At 64.7% G+C, this 26,480-nt stretch carries 23 protein-coding genes; 22 read left to right on the forward strand and 1 reads right to left on the reverse strand.

The features are described 5' to 3' along the window. The first annotated feature begins 94 nt into the window (after window positions 1-94). The 18 genes from BH683_RS24700 (at window position 95) to BH683_RS24785 (ending at window position 17,175) form a co-directional block, all read left to right on the forward strand. Window positions 95-964 carry a MetQ/NlpA family ABC transporter substrate-binding protein gene (locus BH683_RS24700; RefSeq protein WP_084838998.1) on the forward strand — a complete coding sequence of 290 codons (870 nt, stop codon included), beginning with the start codon at window positions 95-97 and terminating at the stop codon, window positions 962-964. Next, window positions 957-2,033, forward strand: coding sequence for a methionine ABC transporter ATP-binding protein (locus BH683_RS24705; protein WP_246833580.1), 1,077 nt, complete (start codon window positions 957-959; stop codon window positions 2,031-2,033). The genes BH683_RS24700 and BH683_RS24705 overlap by 8 nt, the downstream gene beginning before the upstream one ends. Before the next feature lie 2 nt (window positions 2,034-2,035). Beyond that, window positions 2,036-2,707, forward strand: a complete 672-nt coding sequence (locus BH683_RS24710) for a methionine ABC transporter permease (RefSeq protein WP_084839000.1) — start codon at window positions 2,036-2,038, stop codon at window positions 2,705-2,707. Between the two features lie 65 nt (window positions 2,708-2,772). Continuing rightward, a complete protein-coding gene (locus tag BH683_RS24715) occupies window positions 2,773-2,970 on the forward strand; it encodes an antitoxin Phd (protein WP_084839001.1) in 198 nt (65 codons plus the stop codon). Beyond that, window positions 2,967-3,353, forward strand: coding sequence for a Fic family protein (locus BH683_RS24720; protein ID WP_084838925.1), 387 nt, complete (start codon window positions 2,967-2,969; stop codon window positions 3,351-3,353). The genes BH683_RS24715 and BH683_RS24720 overlap by 4 nt, the downstream gene beginning before the upstream one ends. Beyond that, on the forward strand, window positions 3,350-3,955 hold the full coding sequence (locus BH683_RS24725) for a TetR/AcrR family transcriptional regulator (protein WP_084838926.1): 606 nt from the start codon (window positions 3,350-3,352) through the stop codon (window positions 3,953-3,955). The genes BH683_RS24720 and BH683_RS24725 overlap by 4 nt, the downstream gene beginning before the upstream one ends. Before the next feature lie 169 nt (window positions 3,956-4,124). Then, a complete protein-coding gene (locus BH683_RS24730; protein WP_084838927.1) occupies window positions 4,125-5,675 on the forward strand; it encodes a sugar ABC transporter ATP-binding protein in 1,551 nt (516 codons plus the stop codon). Between the two features lie 55 nt (window positions 5,676-5,730). Next, entirely contained in the window at window positions 5,731-6,804 is a 1,074-nt protein-coding gene (locus BH683_RS24735; RefSeq protein WP_084838928.1) for an ABC transporter permease, read from the forward strand. Next, window positions 6,797-7,150, forward strand: a complete 354-nt coding sequence (locus BH683_RS24740) for a bifunctional 3-phenylpropionate/cinnamic acid dioxygenase ferredoxin subunit (protein ID WP_246833581.1) — start codon at window positions 6,797-6,799, stop codon at window positions 7,148-7,150. Before BH683_RS24735 ends, BH683_RS24740 begins: the two co-directional genes overlap by 8 nt. Before the next feature lie 50 nt (window positions 7,151-7,200). Beyond that, entirely contained in the window at window positions 7,201-8,205 is a 1,005-nt protein-coding gene (locus tag BH683_RS24745) for a sugar ABC transporter substrate-binding protein (RefSeq protein ID WP_084838929.1), read from the forward strand. Window positions 8,206-8,243: 38 nt separating this feature from the next. After that, window positions 8,244-9,101 (forward strand): alpha/beta hydrolase, encoded by an 858-nt coding sequence (locus tag BH683_RS24750; RefSeq protein ID WP_084838930.1) that lies wholly within the window; start codon window positions 8,244-8,246, stop codon window positions 9,099-9,101. Window positions 9,102-9,122: 21 nt separating this feature from the next. Beyond that, window positions 9,123-10,499 (forward strand): aromatic ring-hydroxylating dioxygenase subunit alpha, encoded by a 1,377-nt coding sequence (locus BH683_RS24755; RefSeq protein ID WP_084838931.1) that lies wholly within the window; start codon window positions 9,123-9,125, stop codon window positions 10,497-10,499. Then, window positions 10,483-11,070 carry a 3-phenylpropionate/cinnamic acid dioxygenase subunit beta gene (locus BH683_RS24760; RefSeq protein WP_084839003.1) on the forward strand — a complete coding sequence of 196 codons (588 nt, stop codon included), beginning with the start codon at window positions 10,483-10,485 and terminating at the stop codon, window positions 11,068-11,070. The genes BH683_RS24755 and BH683_RS24760 overlap by 17 nt, the downstream gene beginning before the upstream one ends. A gap of 27 nt (window positions 11,071-11,097) precedes the next feature. Continuing rightward, complete coding sequence (locus BH683_RS24765) at window positions 11,098-12,327, forward strand: FAD-dependent oxidoreductase (protein ID WP_168187116.1); 1,230 nt, start codon at window positions 11,098-11,100, stop codon at window positions 12,325-12,327. Then, complete coding sequence (locus BH683_RS24770; protein WP_246833582.1) at window positions 12,324-13,190, forward strand: alpha/beta hydrolase; 867 nt, start codon at window positions 12,324-12,326, stop codon at window positions 13,188-13,190. Before BH683_RS24765 ends, BH683_RS24770 begins: the two co-directional genes overlap by 4 nt. A gap of 323 nt (window positions 13,191-13,513) precedes the next feature. After that, window positions 13,514-14,548: a LuxR C-terminal-related transcriptional regulator gene (locus tag BH683_RS24775; RefSeq protein WP_168187117.1), complete on the forward strand. Its 1,035-nt coding sequence runs from the start codon at window positions 13,514-13,516 to the stop codon at window positions 14,546-14,548. 134 nt (window positions 14,549-14,682) lie between these two features. Beyond that, window positions 14,683-15,789, forward strand: a complete 1,107-nt coding sequence (locus BH683_RS24780; RefSeq protein ID WP_084838934.1) for an LLM class flavin-dependent oxidoreductase — start codon at window positions 14,683-14,685, stop codon at window positions 15,787-15,789. Window positions 15,790-15,792: 3 nt separating this feature from the next. Then, window positions 15,793-17,175 (forward strand): NtaA/DmoA family FMN-dependent monooxygenase, encoded by a 1,383-nt coding sequence (locus BH683_RS24785; RefSeq protein WP_084838935.1) that lies wholly within the window; start codon window positions 15,793-15,795, stop codon window positions 17,173-17,175. 79 nt (window positions 17,176-17,254) lie between these two features. Here the strand turns inward: BH683_RS24785 and BH683_RS24790 are convergent, their stop codons facing one another. Further along, on the reverse strand, window positions 17,255-20,806 hold the full coding sequence (locus BH683_RS24790; protein WP_084838936.1) for an indolepyruvate ferredoxin oxidoreductase family protein: 3,552 nt from the start codon (window positions 20,804-20,806) through the stop codon (window positions 17,255-17,257). Between the two features lie 367 nt (window positions 20,807-21,173). On the opposite strand from BH683_RS24790, the gene BH683_RS24795 reads away from it, so the two are divergent. The 4 genes from BH683_RS24795 to BH683_RS24810 are packed head-to-tail and all read left to right on the forward strand — an operon-like array spanning window position 21,174 to window position 26,459. Further along, complete coding sequence (locus BH683_RS24795; protein WP_094647724.1) at window positions 21,174-22,760, forward strand: carboxyl transferase domain-containing protein; 1,587 nt, start codon at window positions 21,174-21,176, stop codon at window positions 22,758-22,760. 5 nt (window positions 22,761-22,765) lie between these two features. Then, the gene (locus tag BH683_RS24800) at window positions 22,766-24,793 is read left to right on the forward strand and encodes an acetyl/propionyl/methylcrotonyl-CoA carboxylase subunit alpha (protein WP_084839005.1); all 2,028 of its coding nucleotides are present in this window, start codon (window positions 22,766-22,768) and stop codon (window positions 24,791-24,793) included. Continuing rightward, window positions 24,790-25,962 (forward strand): acyl-CoA dehydrogenase family protein, encoded by a 1,173-nt coding sequence (locus BH683_RS24805; RefSeq protein ID WP_084838938.1) that lies wholly within the window; start codon window positions 24,790-24,792, stop codon window positions 25,960-25,962. Before BH683_RS24800 ends, BH683_RS24805 begins: the two co-directional genes overlap by 4 nt. Continuing rightward, window positions 25,959-26,459: a MaoC family dehydratase gene (locus BH683_RS24810; RefSeq protein WP_084838939.1), complete on the forward strand. Its 501-nt coding sequence runs from the start codon at window positions 25,959-25,961 to the stop codon at window positions 26,457-26,459. The genes BH683_RS24805 and BH683_RS24810 overlap by 4 nt, the downstream gene beginning before the upstream one ends. Window positions 26,460-26,480: the final 21 nt, after the last annotated feature.

The following is a 26,480-nucleotide window of genomic DNA, read 5'->3' on the forward strand; positions in this document are numbered from 1 at the left end:
GCAACTGCGCGGGTCAGGGATCGCTGGAGGTAGTCGTTACAGTTTCCAGGCGCCGGAGTCGATCCGGCCCGTGAAACGAAAGGTGACGGGTGTCATGCGACTGAAGAGACTTGCCCTCCTGCTGGTGGTGCCGCTGTTCGCACTGGGGGTGGCGGCCTGTGGCAGTGACGATTCGGACACCGTCAAGATCGGCGTCGCCGACGCCAGCGAGAGCTACTGGAACGTGTTCAAGGAGAAGGCCTCTGGCGAGGGCATCGACGTCGAACTCGTGAACTTCACCGACTACAACCAGCCGAACCCGGCCCTTGCCGAGGGCGAGTTGCAGCTCAATGAGTTCCAGCACTTGCTCTACCTCGCGACCTACAACGCCAAGAACAATCAGAACCTGGTACCCATCGGCGCCACGGCCGTCTACCCACTGCCTCTCTACTCGACCAAGCACGCCTCGGTCGACGAGATCCCGCAGGGTGGAAGCGTCGTGATCCCGAACGACCCGACCAATCAGGCCCGTGGACTCCTGGTCCTGCAGCAGGCCGGCCTCATCTCGCTGAAGAACGGCGGCAACGCGTTCTCGACCCTCGCCGACATCGACGAAGGCGCGTCGAAGGTCAAGGTCACCGCGGTCGACGCGGGCCAGACCGCGCAGAGCCTCGACTCGGTCGATGCCGCGATCGTCAACAACAACTACGCGACCTCGGCCAACCTCGGTGCCGACAAGGTGATCGCCCAGGACGACCCCAACAGCGACATCGCGAAGCCATACATCAACGCATTTGTGGCACAGGACAAAGACAAGAACAACGCCGACTATCTCAAGCTCACCGAGATCTATCACGATCCTGAGGTCGAGGCCGCTGCCAAGAAGGATCTCGGAGACAGCGGGGTCTTCAAGACGAACCCGCCGACCGAACTCCAGGAGCTGACCAAGGAACTCGAAGCTCAGGTCGACACCAGCGGTGCCTGAGAAGACACTGGTCGACGCGCCGGCGATAGCCCTGCGCGGGGTCACCAAGAAGTTTCGTAGCCGAAAAGGCAAGGAACTCATCGCGGTCGACAACGTCACGCTCGAGGTGGGAGCCGGCACCATTGCCGGTGTCATCGGGTACTCGGGTGCAGGTAAGAGCACATTGGTCCGGCTGATCAATGGCCTCGAGACCGTCGACGAGGGGCAGGTGCTCATCGACGGAGAGGACATCAGCCGGGCTGGGGAGCGGCAGCTGCGACGGGTTCGCGGTGAGATCGGCATGATTTTCCAGCAGTTCAACCTGTTCGGCTCGCGCACCGTTGCCGGCAATGTCGAATACCCGCTGAAGGTCGCGGGTGTCCCGCGGACCGAGCGGGCGCAACGAGTGGCCAAATTGCTCGAATTCGTTGGGATTGGGGACAAGTCGAAGCAGTACCCGCAGCAACTGTCCGGCGGACAGAAGCAGCGGGTGGGTATCGCCCGCGCGCTGGCGACCAACCCGAAGATCCTGCTCGCCGACGAGGCGACCAGCGCGCTCGACCCGGACACCACCACGGAGATCCTCGGATTGCTCCGCCGGGTGAACCGTGAATTCGGTACGACCATCGTGGTGATCACGCACGAGATGGATGTGGTGCGTGAAATCTGCGACCACGTGGCGGTGCTCGATTCCGGCACCCTGGCCGAGCACGGGGCGGTGTACGACGTCTTCTCCTCGCCATCGTCGCCGATCACCAGGCGCCTGGTCCGTTCGGCGATCGGCGACGTGCCGACCGACGCCGTCCTCGAACGCCTTCGCAGTCGCCACCGAGGGCGGCTACTGACTGTGGCGATTCGCGAATTCGACGCTGCTGCGGGAGATGTGACGGCGTACTTCGCCGTGCCGGGCGTCGACGCCTCGGTGATTTTCGGTGGTATCACCGAATTGGCGAGGCGGCCTATCGGGTCCCTGACCTTCGCGGTGCAGGGAACCGCCGCCGACGTCGACCGCGTCATCGAGCGGCTGCGCACCGTGACGACCGTGACCGAACACCAACTGGCCGGACACACTGTTACAGGGGAGGTGTGAGCATGTTCCTCGGAGACATCATCACCCCGGAGCTGCGCCCGATCCTGTGGGAGGCGGTGATCCAGACCTTCCAGCTGGTCGGCTTCACGCTTGTGATCGGCGGCGTGATCGGTCTCGGTCTCGGTGGCCTGCTGTACGCCACCAGGCCGGGCAACCTGCTCGCGAACGCGGCGGTTTATCACACGCTGAACATCGCCGTGAACATCGTGCGGCCCATCCCGTTCATCATCTTCATCACGGCCATGGCGCCGTTGACGAAGGAGGTGATGGGCACCCGGATCGGCACCGAGGCAGCGATTTTCCCGGTGACGGTCATGGCGGTGTTCGTGATCGGTCGGGTGGTGGAGCAGAACCTGATCGCCGTGGACCCCGGAGTGGTCGAAGCCGCCCGGGCCATGGGCACCAGCCGCACCCGCACCCTGCTGACCGTGGTGATCCCGGAAGGACTGCCGCCGCTGATCCTGGGTTACGCCTTCGTCTTCGTGGCGATCGTCGACATGTCCGCGATGGCGGGGTACGTCGGCGGCGGCGGACTCGGCGATTTCGCCCAGCAGTACGGCTACCAGCAATTCAACTGGAAACTGACGGTCGTCGTCATCGCCATGCTGATCGTCCTGGTGCAGCTCGGTCAGTTGCTGGGCAACTGGTTGGCCAAGCGGGCGCTGCATCGATAACTCGCGAGCGTCACGGTGCCGATCTTGGTACCATGAGCGGTGCCGGCGAGTCCAGGAGGTCACCGATGGCGTCTCTCAACATCAGCTTCACTGATCAGGAAATGGAAGCGCTACGGGTGGCCGCCGCTCGCGAGGGAGTCGCGCTCAAACCGTTTGTGCATGCCGCAGCTGTAGAAGCGGCGAGTGCGCGTAAAGCACGAGTTGCGGAATTGGCCAAGAGTATTGCCCAGAAATCGGCGGAGTTGAATCGGCGCCTGGCATGACACTCTTCCCCACGCGGGATGAAGTTCTCACCGTCGGGTCGGTAGCCTGCGGCTTCACCGTCGTTGTGGGCGATGAGGGTCTGCTGGCCGCCGCAATAGCGCGTCCACAGACCAGTGTTTTCGGGATCGATGCCTATCCGGCGGATGTTGACAAGGCGGCCGCGTTGATGCACTCGCTGTGCCTGAATCGCCCACTGGTCGACGGAAACAAGCGAACTGCGTGGGCTGCGGCCTGGCTCTTGCTCGGCCTGAACGGGATCGATTTGAGCGCCGATTTCGACGTGGACGCTGCCGAGGCGCTCATGAACGCCATTGCGATCGAGCATCTGGACTGGAGCGCAATCGCTCTCACGCTCAGCAAGTTCCGGGTGCCAACCTCATGACCACCCAAGAACCAACTGCTGCCTCGCCGGTGACCCGTCGTGGCCAGGCGAAGGCTGCTCGGCGACGGGAGTTGCTGGCGGCCGCCGCGAGGTTGATGGCCGAACGTGGATTCGCGGGCGTCCGGCTGGAGGACATCGGCGCCGCGGTCGGCATCAGCGGACCGGCCATGTACCGGCATTTCTCGGGTAAGGACGCAGTTCTCGAAGAGATGCTCGTCGACATCTCCCAACGTCTGTTCGGTGGCGGGCAGGATGTGCTGAGGCTGTCGGACGACGACGAGACCGCGCTGGCAGGACTGATCGAGTTCCACGTGCGCTTCGCCACGACCGAGCCCGAACTGATCACGGTCCAGGATCGGGACATGTCGTCGCTCACACCCGAAGCCAGGCGCGAGGTCCGTCGGTTGCAGCGCAAGTACGTCGAGTTGTGGACCGACGTGCTCGTGCGTCTGGCCGATCCGATGCCGCGCGAAGAGGCCCAGACCCGGGTTCAAGCAGTGTTCGGACTGATCAACTCATCACCCCGACTGCCCGAACTCGACGCCGCTCGTCAGTCTGCGTTGCTCGCTCAGATGGCTCATGCCGCACTTGTGAGCTCCTGAGTGATAATAGTTCCGGCGACGTAACGCGGGAAACAAACTCGTAATCTCACGGCAAATAGCCGCACAACTAAGACCCTATTATCGGTGCCCTGCCTCGAATGAGGTATATCGATATTTGCCACTGCAGGGGTATGTTGTCGCAGGTCCGGCACTGGTTGACTTCAGCGCTATGACCACCGGAGATGACCAGGGCGCACTTGTTCCCGCTCTGCAGATGCACGGAATTGCAAAGAGTTTCGGCGCAGCGATCGCGCTGCAGAATGTCGATGTTCGTTTCCATTCGGGAACGGTGACGGCCCTCACCGGTGAAAATGGTTCGGGTAAGTCGACCATCGCGAAGATCATGGGAGGCATCCTCGCCCCCGATACGGGCACGATCATGGTGCACGGCCGGGAACTCACCATTCCCAACGCCAAGATCGCCAGATCTCATGGCATCGCACTGATCAGCCAAGAACTCACCCTGGCAACAGATCTGACGGTCGCCGAGAACATCTACATGGGGAGGCTGCCGCGGGTCCTCGGGACGATGGTGTCGTGGCGCAAGGTCCGCGCGTCGGCGAGCGAGGTCCTCGAGGCGTACGGGATGTCGATCGACCCCCAGGCGCGGGTCGGTGACCTCTCGCTCGAGACGCAGCAGCAGGTGGAGATCGCCCGTGCGCTGGCCACCGACCCCGACGTGTTGATCCTCGACGAAGCAACGAGTTCGCTGTCAGAGAAGGCCGCCGCCCGACTGCTCGATCTGGTCGAGGTCCGGCGGGCGATGGGCACCGCCGTGGTGATGATCACCCACCGCATGAACGAGATCTTTCAAGCCGCCGACACCGCCGCCGTCCTGCGAGACGGGCACATCGTGGCCACCCGACCGATCGCGCAGACCAACGAGGCCGAACTGGTACGCCTGATGGTGGGCCGCGAGCTCGGCGATTACTACGGCGGTCGCACGGACACCCCCGACCTCACGAACGCCGTCCTCGAAGTGTCCGGTCTGCGCGCGCCCGGCAACGGCCTCGAGACCGTAGACCTGACGATCGGCAAGGGCGAAATCGTCGGTGTCGCCGGTCTTTCCGGATCGGGCAAGGAGATCCTCGGACACGCTCTGGCAGGTGCCGTCGACGCAGAGGGCACCGTCAAGGTGGCGGGCACATCGGTACCGCTCGGCCGTCCCGACCGGATTCTCAAGGGCGGACTGGGATTCGTCCCCGAAGACCGCAAGGCGATGGCACTGATGCTGGGCCGATCAGTCGCCGAGAACCTCGCCCTGGCCTGGAAGAACGACATGTTCCGTTACGGCCTGCGGCGTATCGGCTTCGAGCGGCGACGGGTCGTCGATACGGTGGCGCGCTACGACATCCGCACAGCGTCCACCCAGCTCCCGATCTCCCAGCTCTCCGGGGGTAACCAGCAGAAGGTGACTATCGGCAGGTTGTTCGAACTGAACCTGCCGGTCTACGTGATGAGCGAACCCACCCGCGGCATCGACGTGGGCGCCAAAAGCGCGATCTACACGTTGCTTCGCGAGCAGGCCGCCCGCGGCGCCGCAGTGCTCTTCATCTCGTCCGAACTCAATGAACTGTGCGGGATGTGCGACCGCGTCATCACGATGTACGGCGGCCGGGTGGTCGCCGAATTCACCGGCGCCGACGTCAACGAAGAAACCATCAACCATGCCATGGTCACCGGACACACGGCCACCACCGAGGTGCTGGCCACGGCCTGAAGCCGAGCACGAATCTCTTTCTACAACAGCCCGAACGACATTCCAGGAGTTCCCCATGACCGCAACCCTCGACAGGCCCCCGACACCGTTGCCCGAACCGGCCTCGGCCGCCCGGAAACTACCGCGCCCACGCTTTGGTGACAGTGGCGGCGTCGTCGTCGCACTGGTGGTGCTCATGATCATCGCGGCGATCAGTCAGCCGAGTTTCATGACCTGGTCGAACATGATGAACATCGTCGGCGCCAACAGCGTTGCCCTGGTGCTCGCCATCGGTTCGACGTTCGTCGTGATCGCCGGTGGCATCGACCTGTCGATCATCTCGATGACGGCGGCAGCCGGAATGATCTTCGGCCTCATGCTCCAGGGCGGAGTGCCCGCCCTCATCTGCATCCTCGGTGCTATGGCCGTGGGTGCGCTGATGGGAATCATTAACGGGATCTTGATATCCCGTGCCGGGATCTCCTTCCTCGTCGTCACGCTCGGTATGGCGTCGATCGCCGCCAGCGTCGCCCTCCTCTCCAACGACGGCGCCACCGTCAACGTCTTCGACATTCCGGCGTTCTCGTCGATCAACACCTTCGCCACCGGCAAGATCGGCGAGATCCCGATCATCTTGATCTTCGACATCCTGCTCGTGCTGCTGGCCATCGGCGTGCTGGGCTACACCAGGTTCGGACGGTCCGTGTTCGCCATCGGCAGCAACGTCGAGGCAGCCCGACTGAACGGCATCAACGTTCGCAACACGACCGCGATCGTCTACACCCTGGCCGGGCTGGCCGCTGGTGTCGCCTCGATCATCCAGGTCGGACGCCTCACCGGTGCGTCACCGCAGATCGACCCCGCACTGTTGAACGGTGTTCTCGCCGCAGTTCTGATCGGTGGCACCTCATTCAGCGGCGGTAAGGGTGGCATCTGGGGGACCGTCGTCGGTGTCCTGTTCCTCGGAGTGGTCCAGAACGCCATGACCATCGCGGACATCTCGAGCTTCTGGCGCCAGGCCGTCAACGGCGCCTTGCTCATCCTCGCGGTGGGCCTGGGTGTTGCGCGGTCGTCGGCGATGCGTAGCCGGCTGCGCAGAAAGTCCTCCGCGGCAGCCGCCGCCGGACCGAAAGAGGCCGCCGGTGTCTGACATCTCCACCGACACCTGGGTGATGGTCTGCGCCACCGACGAACTGGTCCCCGGTGAAGGCGTCAAGGTCGGCACCTGCCCGCCGATCGCCCTGTTCAACATCGACGGTGAGTACTTCGCCATCGACGACACCTGCTCGCACGCCGAATATTCCCTGTCGGATGGGTATCTCGACGGCGACAAGATCGAATGCGAACTGCACTACGCCACCTTCTCGGTCCGCACGGGAGAGGCATTGACCGCTCCGGCCGCCGATCCGGTCGGCACCTACCCCGTCCGCGTACAGGACGACACCATCTTTGTTGCCGCGACACAGCGCTGTGTCATCGACAAGTTCCGCAGCTGAACCCCAGCGCCACTCTCCACAGCCCGCCCTCGAAAGGAAATCAAGACATCATGCGTTACAAGGGATCACAGATCGCGATGGCAATCGCCGCCGTCGGCGTCATCGCCGCGGCCACCACCGCCTGCGGTGACAGCGGATCGAGCTCGGACACGTTCCTCGGCTTTTCGTCGCCCACGATGGCGCAGGAGGGTGGCAAGTTCACCGCCGACGCCGTCAACGAAGCCGCCAAGTCGATCGGCTGGAACGAGCAGAGCTACGACGCGAACCTCTCGGCCGACACCCAGGTCTCGAACATCCAGACCATGGTCGACCGACCGGCCACCGCCATCGCCGCGTGGGCCCTCGACGAAGGTGCCATCGCCGGCGCCTACTCGCGTGCCGCGTCGGCCGACATCCCCGTGGTCGGTGTGAACTCCGGTGGTACCGGCGTCAAGTCCATCGTGTGGACCGAGGCAACGACGTGTGAGGACGGCGGCGTCGTCGCACAGGTCGCACAGCTCTTCGCCACCGCCAAGCCCGGCGGCAACATCGCCATCATGTCCGGACCGCCGGCACCCTCGATCGTGTCGATGACCGAATGCTTCAGTAACGCTGCGAAGGGTCTGGGCCTCAATATCATCGCCCAGCAGGACAACACCGCGGACACCAGCTCCGGTGCCTCCACCCTGGCCCAGGACATGCTCTCCGCCAATCCGAACATCGACGGATTCTGGGCGTACAACGACGCCACTGCACTGGGCATCGCATCGGTCCTCGACGCGGCGGGCAAGAAGGCCTACTCGACGACCAATCCGACCGGCATCGTCGTGACGGGCAGCAACGGTGACTCGTCGGCTATCAAGGCTGTCCAGAACGGCACGATCACCGCGACCGTCGACACCGATCCGGTCTGCACCGGTTGGACCATCGTGGCCGCCACCCGCGACAGCATCGACGGCAATGCCGCCGAAACTTACGTCGTCAAGAGCAACATCGTCGACTCGACAACCATGGCCGACTACGTAGCACCCGAGGACAAGACCTGCTCGCTCGACGACCTCCCGTTGGTCAAGTAACCCCACCTCATACCCGAGAGACGAGAAAGGCACAGCGCATGCGTGACATACAACTCGCCGAGCCCGACGGCAAACAGATCGAAGCCGGCGGCCACACCATCCACTACATCGACATCGGTAGCGGTACACCGACCGTCTTCCTCCACGGCGGCGGTCCCGGCTGTTCGAGCTGGACCGACTTCGGCACTGTCGCAGGCATCTTCGCCGACAGCCGTCGCCTGATCCTCATGGACATGCTGCAGTACGGCCGCTCGAGCAAGGAGCCGTTCACCGCTCCCCGCTGGAGCTACCACGCGCAGGTGATCGCCAAGGCGCTGGACGCGATCGGGATCGAGAAGGCCGACTTCGTCTGCAATTCCATCGGTGGCGCCACCGCGTTGGCGCTGGCCGCCGAGCGCCCCGATCTGGTCGGCAAGCTCGTCATCACAGGTAGCGAACCCGTACCGGGCGCGGTGCCGCTCACCCCGGAGCTGGGTGTCGCGGGCAAGACCGCCTGGACCCGGTATTACGCCGATGAGGGCCCGACGCACGAGAAGTTGTTCGACATCATGGCCGATCTCGAATGGCACGGTGGCGACGATATCCCGCAGTGGACGTTCGATCTGCGGTGGGAACTGAGCCGGCAGGACGATCTGATCGCACTCGGCCCAGACTGGAGTCCGGGTGGCGGCCGCGGCATCCCGCAGGACCTGTCGGACCACCTCCCACTGGTCCAGGCGCCCACGCTGTTCCTCTGGGGAGACAGCGACGCGTTCGCGGTGCCCGAATACGCACTGGCACTGAAGCATCTGGTTGCCGGCTCATCTCTGCACGTCATGGGCGGCGGCGCCCACCACATGGAAGAACAGCAGCCCGCCGAGTTCGCGGCGATAGTCAACGCGTTCCTCGACCACTGATCCACTGAACGGAGCACTCGCATGACACAGGACATCAACGACCGGTTGACCGAGCTGGTCAACTGGGAAGACGGGCTGATCAGCCCGGAGATCTTCATCGACGACGAGATCTACCGCAAAGAACTCGAGCAGGTCTTCGGGCGGGCGTGGATCTTCATCGCCCACGACTCGATGATCGCGAAGCCGGGCGACTTCTTCAACACATACATGGGCGGCGACCCCGTCCTCGCGATCCGGCAGAAGGACAACAGTGTTCGGGTCTTCCTGAACGCCTGCCGCCATCGCGGAATGAAGATCTGCCGGGCCGAGGACGGCAACGCAAAGAACTTCATGTGCACCTATCACGGCTGGACGTATAACACGTCCGGCGAGCTCATCAACGTGCCGAACCTCGACACTGCGTACTTCAACGAGCTGGACCAGAAGCGTTGGGGCTTGGTCGAAGTGGCCCAGGTCGCGCAGTACAAGGGCTTGTGGTTCGCAACGTTCGATGCGACGGCACCGCCGCTCGAGGACTTCCTCGGCGACATGTGCTACTACATCGACAGCTGGGTCGACCGCACGCCCGGTGGGATCGAGATCCTGCCCGGCGTCATCAAATGGACGATCCACGGCAACTGGAAGATGGGCGCCGAGCAGTTCGGCGGCGACGGCTACCATGCCGTGATCACCCACGCCTCGTCGTTGGGTACCTTCGACCCCGGATTCCTGAAAGACATCAAGGGCATCGAGTTCGCATCTCGTCAGGGCCACGGCTATTCGATGGTCTTCGACCGGATGACCCGCTTCGCCGACGATCCGCTGGGCCGTTACAACGAATCCCAGGTCTCGGACCGGTTGGAGCGGCTCGGTGATGCGCGCGCCAACACGGTCGGCAACTTCACGGTATTCCCCAACTTGTCGGGGCTGCCCGGTTCGGCGAACCTGCGTATGTGGCACCCCAAAGGACCCAACGAGTTCGAGATCTGGTCCTGGACCGTGGTCGACAAGGACGCCCCGGACTCGGTCAAGCGGGCGCAGCGCACCTCGGCGGCCTTCACCGAAGGCGCCGCCGGCGTGGTGGAGACCGACGACGGTGAGAACTGGGACCTGATCGGGCAGATGCTCGAGCGCGGTGTCCAGACCCGCAAGATGGCGTGGAACTACCAGATGGGTCACGGGCACGAGACCGACAACGACCCGGTGTACCCGGGGCGTGTGTTGCGCAACTACTTCGGCGAAGGTCCGCAGCGCGGCTTCTACCGTCGCTGGCTCGAGTTCATGACGTCGGAGGAGTGGCCGGTCGCGCCCGCGACAGAGCCCGAACGTACCGAGCACGAAGCCATTTCGATGAAGGCCCCCGCCGGGGCCCGGGCGATCGCGGCCATGAAGGGAGCCATCAATGCTGACAACGGGTGAACAACTCAGTCGCGGGCGCAGCGCCCCGATGTTCCGGTCGATGGGCATGGCGCCGGTCACGATGGAAGAGCAGTTCGCGATCGAGCAGTTCCTCTTCGCCGAGGCCGAACTGCTGGACGACTGGCAGTGGCGGACGTGGTTCGAACTCTTCTCCGACGACGCACATTATCGGATGCCGATCCGCCGAAATCGTCTGCGCCGACAGCGTAAGACCGATGAGGCCGACGACATGAACGGTCTCGAGGTGGCGCACTTCGATGACGACAAGACGTCACTCGACATGCGGATTCAGCAGCTCGAGACGGGCATGCACTGGGCCGAGGATCCGCCGTCGCGGTCCCGACATCTCGTGACCAACGTCCGGGTACAGCGGGCCGAGGTCGAGGGGGAGTACGACATCCGGTCGAACTTCTTTGTCTACCGTAACCGCCTCGAGGCCGAGGTGGATCTGTGGGCCGGCGAGCGCCGCGATGTGTTGCGGGTGGCCGGAGACAGCTTCCAGATCGCCGACCGCATCATCCTGCTCGACCAGAACCTGATTCTTGCCAAGAATCTCAGCGTGTTTTTCTGACACCAGGAGTCGTCGACGATGCCGAATATGAAGTCATTTGTGATAGTCGGTGCCGGTATGGCCGGTGCCAAAGCCGCTGAATCACTGCGGAACAAGGGGTTCGACGACCGTATCTTTCTGGTCGGAGACGAGGGGCGGTTGCCCTATGAGCGACCGCCGCTGTCCAAGGAATGTCTGATCGGTTCGAAACCCCTCGACATCACCACGATCCGCGAGTGGGACCAATGGATGGAACTCGCCGTCCACCTCGTCCTCAACGATCCGGTCACCGCCCTCGATACTTCCGGTGGCGCCGTCCGGCTCGCCAGCGGCATCGAGATCAAGGCCGACAAGGTTCTCCTCGCCACCGGTGGCCGGGCCAACGTGATGGATGTGGCGGGAGCCGATCTGCCCGGTATCCACACGCTGCGGACGGCGGAGGACTCCGATGCACTGGGTGACCGGCTCCGCCGCGGTCGAGCCAAGGTTGCGGTCATCGGCGGTGGCCTGTTAGCCGTCGAAGTTGCTTCGGCGGCAGCGACTCTGGGTAACGATGTGACCTGGATGGTCCGGTCGCGCCATCCTTTGACCGCAGCGGTGGGAGCCCATGCGGCCGACACCCTGGCTCGCCGCTATGCGACGTCGGATCTCAACATCATGACCGGCGTCTCGGTGGCCGGATTCGAAGGGCGCGACAAGGTGCAAGGTGTCGCCCTGGACGACGGCCGCATCATCGAGGCGGACATCGTGCTGGTGGCCATCGGGCAGAGCCCGTCGGTCGGCTACCTCGACCGGTCGGTGTTCGACACCAGGCATGGCGTGCAGGTCGATGCCCGTTTGGAGACAACGGTTCCCGGTGTCTTCGCGGCGGGTGACCTGGCGAGCTTCGACGATCCGTTCATCGGGGGCCGGGTGCGTCACGGCACCTGGCTGAACGCGCAGCAGCAGGGTGACTACGTCGCCGGGGCTATGATGGGTGAACCGGAACCGTTCCGCAGCGTTCCTTGGTACTGGTCGGATCATCACGATCTGAACGTGCAGGTCGTCGGTCGCATCGATGAGACGGCAGACATCGTCACACGACTCCATTCGGACGACTCGGTGAGCTACTTCTATCTGTCCGGCAGCAGCATCGTCGGCGCGGTGGGAATCAACGCCAACCGCGATATCCGCGGTGCGATGTTACAGATGGAGAAGGGCGCGGCGATCGATCCGGGAGCGCTGCGCGATATCAAGTCCGACGTCCGCAAGATCGGGGCGAAGGTGGCGGCACTGTGACGGTCGAGGCAGTCCGGTCCGATGTCCTGGTCGATCCGCGCTATCAGCGCAGCATCACCACACCGGAGATGGAGGTTGGTTACGTCGACCGCGGCGCCGGCCCGATCCTGATGATGGTGCAGGCCTGGGGTCCCCGGCCGGGCAGCACCGCGTCGCTGGTCTACAGCAAGGTCTTCGCCCAGCTCGAGAAGCGGTTTCGCTGTATCGCGGTCGATCTGCCCAACTACGGGTTGACCGGTCCGGTCGAGTACCACGAGCCGGTGCACGATGTCGCGGTACGGGGTGTGCTGGCGGTGATGGATCACCTGCGGATCGACAAGGCGCCGATCGTCGGCAGCTCGATGGGCGCGACGACGGCGATCGACCTCGCACTGGCGAACCCGGAGCGGGTCGAGTCACTGTTGATCGGTGCCTGTCATGCGTCGACCGGCGGGGATCCGTATCTGATCACACCGTTCCCCTCGGAGGTGTTCCGGCTGTTCGGCGAGCTCGACGAGGCGCCGGACGACGAGGACCGGCTGCGGAGGTTCCTGCGGGCGCTCTGGTACGACGAGTCGCTGGTGACCGACGACCTGGTGGCGGCGATGCAGGCGATGCGCACCGACCACGCCGATCACGGCGAGGCCGACCGTCGGTCGGTCAGCGTCCCGCACAGCAACATGGCGGCGCTGGCGGAGCTGACGATGCCCGTCACGGTGGTGCATGGTCGATCCGATCGCATGGTGCCGTTCGAACAGGCACTGGCGATCGGTTCGTACATCCCGCACGCCGACGTTCGGCTCCTGGGGCAGTGCGGACACTGGCCGGCCTTTGAGCGGCCGGATGCGTTTGTCGACGCGGTGTTGGCAGTGACGCGCTCGTGACCGTCACGCTCGTGATCGAGAACTCAGTTATGAGCCGAGCGAACGATCAATCGTCGCCTTAAACTTGACACTTCAGCTGTTTGCGCGCCGTCAGGCGATACCCGACGATGTGTGGCCCGATTGATGTCCTGCCGACCAGCCCGCGGCAGGCATCGGGCGCGAACATCTGTTGCCGCACGCGATGGAAAAGTCGCGGCGGCGGGCGAAGAGTCAGTAACGGGAGTTGCCCAATGGAACCCAGTCCGATTCGGACGAGCAATTCGATTGCGTGGGCGGGGGAGCGTACCAACGGGAAAGGTGATCGATCCAGGTACGCCGCGTTGATGAAACTGTCGGCATCGCTTGTCGATGTCAATGATCTGGCCGAACTCGGGGAAGCGTACTTCGGGCAGATCGGTGCCGTGATGGACCTGCCGATGCAGGCGATTTACCTCTTCGAGGACGGGACTCCGAACCCGCAGTGGTACGACTCGCGCAACGTCAGCGACCGCTTCATGACCACGTACGAGCAGTGCGGCCGACCGGTCGACGACGAGCTGCGCAAAGCCCTGCTGACCGCGGTGCCGGTGTACAACCTGGCTGACCGCACCGTCGCGCAGTGGCGGGAGACCGAGGTGTATCAGCGCGTCGATCGTCTCGAGAACATGCTGCACGTCCTCAAGGCGCCGGTCGTCGTCGGCGGCACGATCATCGGCACCATCGACTTCGCGTCCGACTCGCTCGGCACCGAAGTCGGTGAAATCGACATGGATCTCATGTCTGCCATCGCCGATGTCGTCGGAGGTGCGGTGACGAACCTGCGTCGCCGCCAGGATCTGCAACAGCAGGTCGAGGTCTCCCAGTTGGCGCTGCAGACGAGTTCTGCTGCAGTGGTCTACTTCTCGGCGAACTCCAATGATCCGAACCTGACACCCTCGGCGGCCGAGCTGCTCGGCGATCTGCAGGAGGGCAGTGACATCCTGTACCGGATCCTGCGCGATGTCGGGGTGGCGACATCGGTGTTGCATCGGTCGTATCTTGTGCGGATGACGGACGGGGCCAAGGACGTCCTCGAATGCACCGTGCGTCCGGTGCCGGGTCAGCCCGGGGCGCAGGTCCTCGAACTCGAACTCGAGGCCGCTCGCACCAGGTATCGGAGTCCGCGGTTGCTGGCCCTCTCGACCCGGGAGTACGACGTGGCCGGTCTGGTCGCGGCGGGCTTCGCCGACCGGGAGATCGCCGACGAGCTGACGCTGAGCCTGCATACCGTGCGCCAGCACGTGAAGAACATCTACGCCAAGCTCGACATCAGCAGCCGGGTGCAGCTGACCAGGGTCTATCACGGCATGACGGCCCGGTCGGTGTCGGCGCGGGCCTGACCCCTCGCAAACGCGCCACCTTTGCGTAGACGATTTAGCTGTTGCCGGATCGTCTACGTATTCCCGGATCGCCTGTTTCATTCAGTGCGCGCGCAAGGGTTTTCGCCGGCGCCCGATGCCGAGATGGTCGAGGCATGGTTCGAAGTCGCAGCACGCTGCATGTTGCCGTCGAGATCGACGGTGCGGGCGCCCATCCCGCCGCCTGGCGCGTCTGGGGGCGCCCGCCTGTGGAAGTGGTGTCCGCGCAAGCGCTCCGGGACTCGTTGGCGGTCGCCGAAGCGGCGGGAGTCGCGCTGGTGACCTTCGACGATCGGGTGGTGCCCGGCTCCTCGACGACCCCTGTGGGTCGCTTGGACAGCGGGACAAAAGCTGCGTTCGCGGCGTCGACGACCACGACGGTCGGACTCGGTCCCACCGTGCAGGCGCTGACCACCGAACCGTTCCACCTCGCAACGGCGCTCGCGAGCCTCGACCACGCATCGCACGGTCGGGCGGCATGGGTCGTCGGCGTCGACAACTCGCCGGACGTCCACGCCGCCGTGGGTTCGGTGCCGCGTGATCCGGCTGCGGCGGTGCGCGAGGTGAGCGACGTCGTCGAGGTGGCCCGCCGTTTGTGGGATTCCTGGGAGGACGACGCGGTGATCAGGGATACCGCCACCGGTGATTTTCTCGACCCGACCAAGGTGCACCACACCCGATTCAACGGTGAGTTCTTTTCCGTCGTCGGACCGCTGATCACTCCCCGGCCGCCGCAGGGACAGGTGGTGGTCATCGCGGACGCCTCCCTGGACATCTCGGGCCAGCTGGACATCGCCTTGGTCGCCCGCTCCGATGTCCCGTCGATCGCTGCCTCTGCGGCAGCGGCGAGGGATGCGGGAGCCGCCCTGGTCTTCGCGGAGGTCGAGGTGCTCCTCGACGCAGAGGAGGATCCGGCCCGCCGCCGGGCCGCGGAGCTAGGCGGACATGCCGACTGGCCCGACACCGGCCGGTTCCGTTTCGAGGGGTCGCCCACGGACCTCGTCGAGGCCCTGACCTCGCTGGCGGACGTCGTCGACGGGGTGCGGCTGCATCCGGCGGTCACGACCACCGATCTCGATGTGCTTGCCCGCGAGGTGATCCCTGCGCTCACCGCGCTGGGGGTGCACTCACCCCCGACGGCCGGTGCCACCTTGCGGGAGACGCTGGGTCTGCCGTGGACCGCGAGCCGCTATGCCGGAGACCGACGCACTGGAGGTGCATGAGCCATGGTCGACCGCCACGCAACGCCCGATACCGGCGCGCCGTACGACGCCGACGCGCAGATCCATCTCGGCGTCTTCTATCCCGGGGTCGGGCCACAGACGGTGTGGGAAGACCCGAACGCTGCCGATCACGCATCTGCAGACACGTTCGTCAAGGTCGCCACGACCCTGGAGCGTGGACTGTTCGACGCGTTTTTCCTCGGCGATGGTCAGCGCGTCCGGGAAAATCGCGGCGACATTCTCTCGACCGACGTCGCCGGGCGGCCCGATGCCATCACACAACTGTCGGCGCTCATTGCGGTCACTGACAGGATCGGGCTCGTCGCAACGCAGAACACGACCTACTCGCTGCCCACCGATCTGATCAGGCGGCTGGCGAGTCTGGACATCTTGTCCGACGGCCGTGCCGGGTGGAACATCGTGACCACCGACAACGCGTGGACCGGAGAGAACTTCCGGCACGGCGGCTGGCTCGACCACGAGCGCCGCTATGAGCGTGCCACTCAGGTCGTCGACTTCGCCAAGGAATACTGGTCTGCCTGGGGCAACGCCGACGTCGCTGAGGACGGCGGGGCCGAGAGTTGGTTGTCGGCAGCACAATCGCGGGTCGTCGAGCGCGAAACCGACCTCTTGCAGGCCCGCGCGCTGCCGACGGTGCCGTCGAGCCGGCAGGGTCGTCCCGTGCTGTTTCAGGCCGGTGACTCCACCGGGGGCCGCGAGCTGGCGGCCCGCCATGCGGATGTGGTGTTCTCTGCGAACGCGGAGTTCGACGCAGCGGTGACCTATGCCCGCGATCTGCGGACGCGACTCGCCGCCTATGGCAGGGCCCCGGATTCGCTCCGTATCCTGCCCGGGGTCACCCTTGTCCTCGGCGACACCGATGCAGAGGCGGAAGAAAAAGGGCGGTGGCTGCACGCGAACACCTACAACCCGCAACGCTCCATCGCGTTCCTCGAGCACTACTGGGGCAAAGATCTGTCCGCATACGATCCGGACGGTCCACTGCCCGACATCGAACCGGTCGAAGATGAACTCGATCCGAGTCGCGGAACCCTGGCCGTCGCTTCTCGGACCGGCAAACTCGAGCAGATCGAGCAGTGGCGGACTCTCTCCCGGGAGAAGGGGCTGTCGATCCGAGAACTCGTCCTCGAAGTCGCGCCGTCACCGAAGTTTCACACGGGCACAGCGAGTTCCGTTGCCGATCGATGGGCGGATCTGGTGCGCCATCGGGTTGTCGACGGCTTCAACATCAATCCGTACCACGTGCTCGATTCGGTCGACGACCTCGTCGACAAGCTGGTCCCGGCTCTGCAGGACCGGGGCGTGTACCGGACCGAGTACACCACCACGACGCTGCGCGAGCACCTCGCGTTGCCGCCCCTCTGACCCAGCCACACGCTCCACTTATACAAAGACGCGCCACAAATATGTGGCGCGTCTTCGTAAAGGTGGAGCGTATGCGGGGCTAGATGCCCAGTGCGGCTCGCTGCTCGGCCACGGCCGCGCGGTACCGCTCGACGTTGCCCATCTTGATGTCCTCGTAGCCGCGGACCATGTCGGGTAGGGCGGCGAGGGCGATGGCACTGTGCCGCATGTCTTTTCCGACAGTGCCGTCGGCCATGGCAGTCAGCAGGGCGCCGATCATGTCCCGGTACTCTCCGATGAGCGCGCGCTCGGTCTGCCGCACCTCGGCGCGCGCGAACGGATCGAGTCTGGTGCCGCGCAGGCGCTTGGCCTTGGCCAGAGCCGACATCGCGGGCACACCCCAGCGACCGATTGCGATCTTGTTCTTCATACCCAGCGCCCGCAGGGTCGGTGGGTGAAGGCGTACCGCGACCTTGGCGTCGTCGCCGAACTGGTCGGCGACCTCGGCGGCGAATGCAGTGTCCTGGGTGAGCCTGGCGACCTCGTACTCGTCCTTGTATGCCATGAGCTTGAACAGGTTCCGGGCCACGGTGTCGGTGAGTCCGGACGCCGCCGGATCACCTTCGGCGCGGGCGACCCGTGCAACGAACTGCGCGTAATCGGTTGCGTACGAGAGGTCCTGATATTCGGTGAGCTCGTCGATACGGCGTTGCACGGTGGCGATCACCTCGGCACTGGCGGTCGCGATCGGTGCCGTGAGAGCGACGGCGCGGGCACTGGGCTGCCAGGGCGGCGGTGCCGGGTGCGTTGCCGCGATCGCTGCGCTGACGGCGTCGCGATCGGCGACGACCTGGCGACCACGACGGAACGCCTGCAGGTTGCGTTCGGTGGCAACTCCGTTGAGATCGATGGCCCGCTCGATCGATTCAGCCGAGATCGGCATCGCCCCGGACTGATAGGCCGCGCCGACCATCAGCATGTTCGCGAACTGCTCGTCACCGAACAGGTCGAGGGTGAGCGCCCCGGAGTCGACGTAGATACCCCGACGGACGGACCGGTTGATGGTCGACGAAATCTCCGAGTCAGCTGGATACGAGACCGAGGTGTCGATCACCATGGCGCCGGTGGGGATCTTGGTGGTGGAGACGATGGCCGTTGTCTTGTCGGGGGAGGTGACCTTCAGGTTCGCCGGGTCGACGCCGACCAGACCGTCACACGAGAGGTAGAGGTCGCAATCGCCGGAGGCGACCTTGGCGGCCTGCTCGACGACGCGGGCACTGACCTTCACATCGCTGACCACGGCGCCGCCCTTCTGTGCGAGCCCGGTCATGTCGACGGTGCGAGAGACGTGCCCGTCCAGGACTGCCGCGGTGGCGATGATCTGCGACACCGTCACCACACCGGTACCGCCGATTCCGGTGACGCGCAACGTGAAACCGTCGTTGATGTCCTTCGTGACCGGCGGGGCGGGCAGGACGCCGGCCGCGATGTCTGCGACGGTCTGGCGCACCCGTTCCTTGTCCGACGGGGTGACGGTGACGAATGACGGGCAGTCGCCTTTGAGGCACGAGAAATCGAGGTTGCACGAACTCTGGTCGATGTGGGTTTTGCGTCCGAAATCCGTCTCCACCGGATGTACCGACAGGCAGTTGCTCTTCTCGCCGCAATCGCCGCATCCCTCACAGATGCGCTCGTTTATCATGACGCGCTGCTTCGGTGTCTCCGCCTTGCCGCGCTTGCGCTTGCGGCGCTTCTCGGCGGCGCACGCCTGATCGTGGATGAGCACGGTGACACCGGGCGTGGTCGCGAGATCCTGCTGGATCTGCATCATCTCGTCCCGCGGGCGTACCTCGACGCCGCCGGGCAGACCCAGAGACCTGGTGCGGATGGGGTCGTCCGAGGTCACCACCACCTTCTGGACACGTTCGGCCAGCAGCAGATTCACGATCTGGGGCAGGGTCATCTGGCCGACGGGATCCTGGCCGCCCGTCATGGCCACGGTGCCGTTGAACAACAGCTTGTAGGTGATGTTGGCACCGGAGGCCACTGCGGACCGCACGGCCAGCGACCCCGAGTGCATGAAGGTGCCGTCGCCGATGTTCTGGACGAAATGGTGCTCGTCCACGAACGGGGACATGCCCAGCCACTGTGCGCCCTCACCGCCCATCTGGGTCACGCCGGCGATCTCACCCACCTGAGAGGGATCCATGAGCAGGACCATGGCGTGACAACCGATCCCGGCACCCACGAGAGTGCCGTCGGCGACCTTGGTGGAGCTGTTGTGGGGACAACCCGAGCAGAAGTACGGGGTGCGTACCGCCAGCGGCAGTTCGATGCGGCCGCGACCACGCCCTTTCGTCTCCAGCCAGTTCACGGCAGCCGGTACCCGGTGCTGCTTACCCAATCGATTCGCGAGGCCGCGGGTGACCGAATCGATGTCGAGTTCGCCGAACCGCGAGAACAGGGTCGAGCCGTCCTCATTGGTCTTGCCCACGATATTGGGCACATCCGGGCGGCGGAAGAGAATGTCGCGCATCATCGTCTCGAGAAAGTCGCGCTTCTCCTCGACCACGATCACCTCGTCGAGACCAGAGATGAAGTCGTTCATGATCTCGCGTTCGAAGGGGTAGACCATGCCCATCTTGAGGATGCGGATACCGAGCCCGGCGAGGTCGTCATCGGAGATGCCGATGAGCCGCAGGGCTTCCCGGACATCCATGTACGTCTTGCCGGCCGCGACGATCCCGATGCGGTCGTCGGCGGTGCGAGCGGTGATCCGGTTGAGCCGGTTGACGCGGGCGTACTCCATGGCCCGCGGCAGGCGGGTGGTGAGTTGATTCTGCTCGAGCTCCATCAGGTTCGCGCCCAGCAACTTTCCGCTGGGGACGTGCGGGCTGGTGCCGAGGTCGCCGTAGACGGGGAGGATGCGGTCGGGGTGGACGTCGGCGGTGGAGGCTCCGTCGGCGACGTGCGCGGAGATCTTCATCGACGTCCACAGGCCCGACACGCGGGACATGATGGCGGCGTGCACACCCAGGTCGAGGATGTCCTGCGAATCGGCGGGGTACAGGATGGGCATGTACAGGTCGGCGAGGGCCATCTCCGAAGCGCAGGGAACGGTCGAACTCTTCGCGCCCGGGTCGTCACCGACGAGCGCGACGGCACCACCCGTGGGGTGGGTCCCGATGATGTTCGCGTGCCGCAGGGCGTCGGTGGCGCGGTCGAGACCCGGCGCCTTTCCATACCAGTAGCCGACGATGCCCTGGGTGGTCCCGGCGAGCGTGCCGACCTGGGCGGCGACCTGCGAGCCCATCACGGACGTCGCGGCGATCTCCTCGTTGAGTCCGGGGCGATGAACGACATCGAAGGGAGTGAGGTATTGCGCTCGACGGGCGATCTCAAGGTCATATCCCGCCAGCGGCGAACCCTCATAGCCCGAGATGAACGAGGCGGTGTCGAGGTTTTGGCGGCGATCGAGTTTTGCGCGGTCACGGACCATACGGACCAGGGCCTGGATACCGGTCAGATACACGGTTCCGGTCTCTCTGGTGTACCGGTCATCGAGCGAGAAGGACTCCACAGGCGAGGCGTTGCCGCCGAGTGGATCGCGATCGTGATCGCCTTCGTTGTGGTGCTGCGTTGCGAGGGTCATGGGTGTTTCCCGGCTCTCTATGTTGTTGTTCCGTCCCGGGGGTGGTGGGACGAGGACGTGCACTTGGGTAACGCCGATCGTACTGCACTGTTGTGATGCCGGTCACGGGAGTGTTGTGGGTGATGGGACGCGCACAGAAGTCGGGGACGGGCGAACTGACACCGCCCGTGTGCGGCCCGCGTGCTCTGGACGAGGGAGCGAGGGAGCGCAGCGACTGAGTCGACTGAGGAAGAGCACGCGATAAAGGGCCGCACACCCCGCGTAGCGAAGCGGAGCGAAAAAACACAGCTGGCCAATCGCGTGACAATTGTCAGGCCAGCGCTTATGGTGATTTCAGTTAATCGCTCCTAACTGAAGGGAGTGGACATTGGTGTCCACGACGGCAGCCACGGCCCAGTGGCGGCAGGCGCACGAGAGCAATCTCGTCGAACTGCGGCGCCGACTCGATCGCGTCGCCCTGGGTGGCGGAGACAAGGCGCGTGATCGCCACCTCGGCCGCGGCAAGCTGCTCCCGCGAGATCGCATCGACACCCTCCTCGATGCGGGCAGTCCATTCCTCGAGATCGCACCGCTGGCGGCCGAGGACATGTACGGCGGCAAGGTGCCTGCGGCCGGCGTGATCGCCGGAATCGGGCGCGTCGCCGGGCGCGAATGCCTGATCATCGCCAACGACGCCACCGTCTCCGGAGGCACCTACTACCCGGTGACGGTCAAGAAGCACCTGCGCGCACAGGAGATCGCCGCCGCCAACAGGTTGCCGTGCATCTACCTCGTCGATTCCGGCGGCGCGATGCTGCTCCAGCAAGACGAGGTGTTCCCCGATCGCGACCACTTCGGTCGGATCTTCTTCAACCAGGCCAACATGAGTGCCGCGGGTATCCCGCAGATCTCCGCCGTGCTCGGATCGTCCACGGCCGGTGGCGCATACGTGCCCGCGATGAGTGACGAGACGGTGATCGTCCGCGATCAGGGCACGATCTTCCTGGCGGGCCCACCGCTGGTGAAGGCGGCCACCGGTGAGGATGTCACCGCCGAGGATCTCGGCGGGGGACTGATGCATTCGACCGTCTCCGGCGTCACCGATCACCTTGCCGACAACGACGAGGACGCCCTCGAGCGGGTCCGGGGTATCGTCGCCACGCTCGGTCCGGTGGAACCGGCGCAATGGGACGTGGAGTCGGTGCGCGAGCCACGTGCGCCGCAGACCGATCTCTACGATGTGGTCCCCACCGACGCGCGGACACCGTACGACGTGCGCGCGGTCATCGAGATCATCTCCGACGGAGGCGAATACAACGAGTTCAAGGCGGGGTACGGCACCTCACTGGTGACCGCCTTCGCCCACATTCATGGTCATCCGGTGGGCATCATCGCCAACAACGGCGTCCTGTTCAGCGAGAGCGCGCTCAAGGGGGCGCACTTCATCGAACTGTGCGACAAACGCAAGATCCCGCTGGTGTTCCTGCAGAACATCACCGGATTCATGGTGGGCAAAGAGTACGAGCAGGGTGGTATCGCGAAGAACGGCGCCAAGATGGTGACCGCTGTGGCCTGCGCGCGGGTGCCCAAATTCACCGTGATGATCGGCGGCTCCTTCGGGGCGGGTAATTATTCGATGTGTGGCAGATCGTATTCGCCGCGCTTCCTGTGGATGTGGCCGAACGCGCGCATCTCGGTGATGGGTGGCCCACAGGCCGCCGACACCCTGGCCAGCGTGCGCCGCAATCAGATCGAACGCGGCGGTGAGGAATGGTCGAGCGAGGACGAAGAACAGTTCAAGGCGCCGATTCGCGAACAGTTCGAACGGCAGTCCGACGCCTACTATTCGACCGCACGACTCTGGGACGACGGCGTGATCGACCCAGCCGATACCCGTACCGTCCTCGGACTTGCACTGGCCGCAGCACGGCACGCGCCGCTTGCGCCGGTCTCCTATGGCGTCTTCCGGATGTGAGTGAGATGACAACGATCAAGAAGGTCCTCATCGCCAACCGCGGCGAGATCGCGTGCCGGGTGATCCGCACGTTGAAGGCATCCGGTATCCGCAGTGTCGCCGTCTATTCCGACGCCGATTCCGATGCGCTGCACGTCCGTCTCGCCGACGAGGCGGTGCGGATCGGTCCGGCCGCCGCGACCGAGAGCTATCTGAGCATCGACGCCGTGATCGGCGCGGCCCAGCGGGTGGGTGCCGACGCGGTGCATCCCGGCTACGGCTTCCTCTCCGAGAACTCCGCGTTCGCCACCGCGCTGGCGGAGGCATCGATCATCTTCCTGGGACCGCCTGCGACGGCCATCGAGGTGATGGGCGACAAGATCGCGGCGCGTGCCGCGGTGTCCGAGCGTGATGTCCCCGTGGTTCCCGGAATCTCCCGCCCTGGTCTCACCGATGACGAATTGATCGGTGCCGCATCCGATATCGGCTTCCCCGTGCTGATCAAGCCCAGCGCGGGCGGTGGCGGCAAAGGTATGCACCGTGTCGCCGATCCCGCAGAACTGCCTGCCGCGTTGCGCACCGCACGACGGGAGGCCGCTGCCGCCTTCGGCGACGACACACTCTTCATGGAGCGGTTCGTCGACACGCCGCGGCACATCGAGGTCCAGGTCCTCGCCGACACCCACGGCAACGTGGTGCACCTCGGTGAACGCGAGTGTTCTCTGCAACGCCGCCATCAGAAGGTCATCGAAGAGGCGCCGTCGGCACTGCTCGACTCGGCCACCCGGGCGCGGATAGGGGCTGCAGCGTGCGATGCCGCGCGATCGGTCGGTTACACCGGTGCCGGGACCGTGGAGTTCATCGTCTCCGCACACAAGCCCGATGAGTTCTTCTTCATGGAGATGAACACCCGTCTGCAGGTGGAACATCCGGTCACCGAGCTGGTCACGGGCATCGATCTGGTCGATTGGCAATTGCGGGTTGCGGCCGGTGAGAAGCTCGACTTCGGTCAGGACGACGTCACGATGACAGGCCACGCGATCGAAGCACGGGTGTACGCGGAAGATCCGGCGGCGGGCTTTCTCCCCACGGGTGGACCCCTGCTGTTGGTCGACGAACCATCCGGGCCCGGCATCCGCGTCGATTCGGGCATCGTCACCGGTGGTGTGGTCGGCAGCGACTACGACCCCATGCTCGCAAAGGTGATCGTCCACGGGACGGACCGGGCCGAGGCGATCGATCGCCTACGGGCTGCACTGGCCGACACCCACGTGCTGGGACTGCAGACCAACGTCGACTTCTGCGATTTCGTCCTCGATCAGCCGAAGGTGCGGGCCGGCGACCTCGACACCGAGCTTCTCGACCGATTGATCGTGGATTACCGGCCGGCGCCTGTGCCGCCGGAAGCGTTGGCGCTCATCGGTTTGCATCGAGTGCGGCAGGCCCGGCATGGGAGTTCGCCGTGGACCTCACAGGTCGGCTGGCGGATCGGCGGCGCGGCACCGACCCGCACCCGACTCCAGGTGGGCGACGAAGTGGTGACGGTGGATGTCACCGGTCCTGAAACCGACGCCCACGTGAGCGTCGGGGAGTGGAGCGCGAAGGCATCCCTGGTGGGTGAGCGGCTCATCATCGACGGCGCAGGCGCGCGCTGGCTGATCGCCGAGACGAAGCCGAGTTCGCAGCTCGAGCACGTCACCGACACCGACCACACCTACTGGGTCAGTGGCACGGTCGCGGGAGCACCCGGCACATGGCAGGTCGGAAAGGCGCGCATTCTCAAATCCTCCGGGGACACCGAAGCTCTCGGCGTCATCACCAGCCCGATGCCCGGCACGGTGGTCGCCGTGCTGAATGCGGGCGGCGATTCGGTGGAGGCCGGAGCGCCGGTCCTGGTGGTCGAAGCGATGAAGATGGAACACACCCTCACTGCCCCGCGAGCCGGAGACCTCACCGTGAACGTTGCGGTCGGCGACAAGGTCACCTCCGGTGCGACTCTTGCCACGATCACCGATTCGAGCGTGGCCGACAATTCGGAAGGAACCCCCGCATGAGCGTGACCGATGATCTGACAACGGAATACGACGAGCTACGCAAAACCGTTGCGGATTTCGCGAAGTCCGTGGTGGCGCCGGTGTCGGCGAAGCACGACGCAGAACACAGTTTTCCGTACGACGTGGTCCGCCAGATGGGTGAGATGGGCTTGTTCGGGCTGCCGTTCCCGGAGGAGTACGGCGGCATGGGTGGCGACTACTTCGCACTGTCCCTCGCACTGGAGGAGCTCGGGAAGGTCGATCAGTCGGTGGCCATCACCCTGGAGGCCGGGGTGGGGCTGGGCGCGATGCCCATCTACCGATTCGGCAGCGAAGAGCAGAAGCAGACCTGGCTGCCCGATTTGACCGCGGGCCGCGCGCTGGCCGGCTTCGGGTTGACAGAGCCCGGTGCCGGATCGGACGCCGGTGCCACGGCCACGACCGCGAAAGAAGACGGTGATCACTGGATCATCAACGGTTCCAAACAGTTCATCACCAACTCCGGCACCGACATCACCTCGCTGGTGACGGTCACCGCAGTCACCGGCGATCGTGCACCCGGTCCCGACGGGAGACCACGCAAGGAGCTCTCCACCATCATCGTGCCCAGCGGTACGACCGGATTCGTGGCCGAACCCGCTTATAACAAGGTCGGCTGGAACGCCTCCGACACTCACCCACTGAGCTTCTCCGACGCCAGGGTTCCGATGGAAAACCTGCTCGGAGAACGCGGCCGTGGGTACGCGAACTTTCTGTCGATCCTCGACGAGGGCCGGATCGCCATCGCGGCGTTGGCGACGGGCGTGGCACAGGGATGCGTCGACGAGAGCGTGAAGTACGCCAAGGAGCGTCAATCGTTCGGTAAAGCCATCGGCGAATACCAGTCGGTGGCGTTCGCCATCGCCCGGATGGAGGCGAGGGCGCACACCGCACGGACCGCGTATTACCACGCTGCCTCGAAAATGCTGGCCGGTAAGCCTTTCAAGAAGGAAGCGGCCATTGCCAAAATGGTCTCCAGTGAGGCCGCGATGGACAATGCGCGTGCGGCCACCCAGATTCACGGGGGCTACGGATTCATGAACGAGTACCCGGTTGCGCGCCACTACCGGGATTCGAAGATCCTCGAGATCGGTGAGGGAACCACCGAGGTGCAACTCATGCTGATCGCGCGGGAACTGGGGTTCTCATGAGCGACGCTGATCAGACATCCGCACCGCCCAGACGGGTGACCCAGCGCGGCTTGTGGTTCGACGAGTTCGAGATCGACACGGTGTACGAGCACCGACCCGGGCGCACGGTGACCGAAGCCGACAACGTACTGTTCACCACACTGACCATGAACTCTCAAGCGCTGCACCTCGATGCCGCCTTCGCCGGAACCCAACCAGGATTCGGCGGGGAGCGCCTTGTGAACTCGATGTTCACGCTCTCGACGATCGTCGGTCTGTCGGTGAGTCAGTTGACGCAGGGAACGCTGGTGGCGAACCTCGGTTTCTCGGAGATCGCGTTTCCCAAACCGATGTTCCACGGCGACACCTTGTACGCCGAAACGGTCTGCACGGGAAAACGGGAAAGCAAATCACGGCCTGGCGAAGGCGTGGTGTCATTGCGTCATATCGGAAAGAACCAACACGGCGATGTTGTGGCCATCGCGCAGCGTTCGACTTTGATACGCAAGGAACCGTAACAACACCACAGGAGGAACCAC

The sequence above is a fragment of the Williamsia sp. 1138 genome (assembly GCF_002095435.2).
Lineage (GTDB): Bacteria > Actinomycetota > Actinomycetes > Mycobacteriales > Mycobacteriaceae > Williamsia.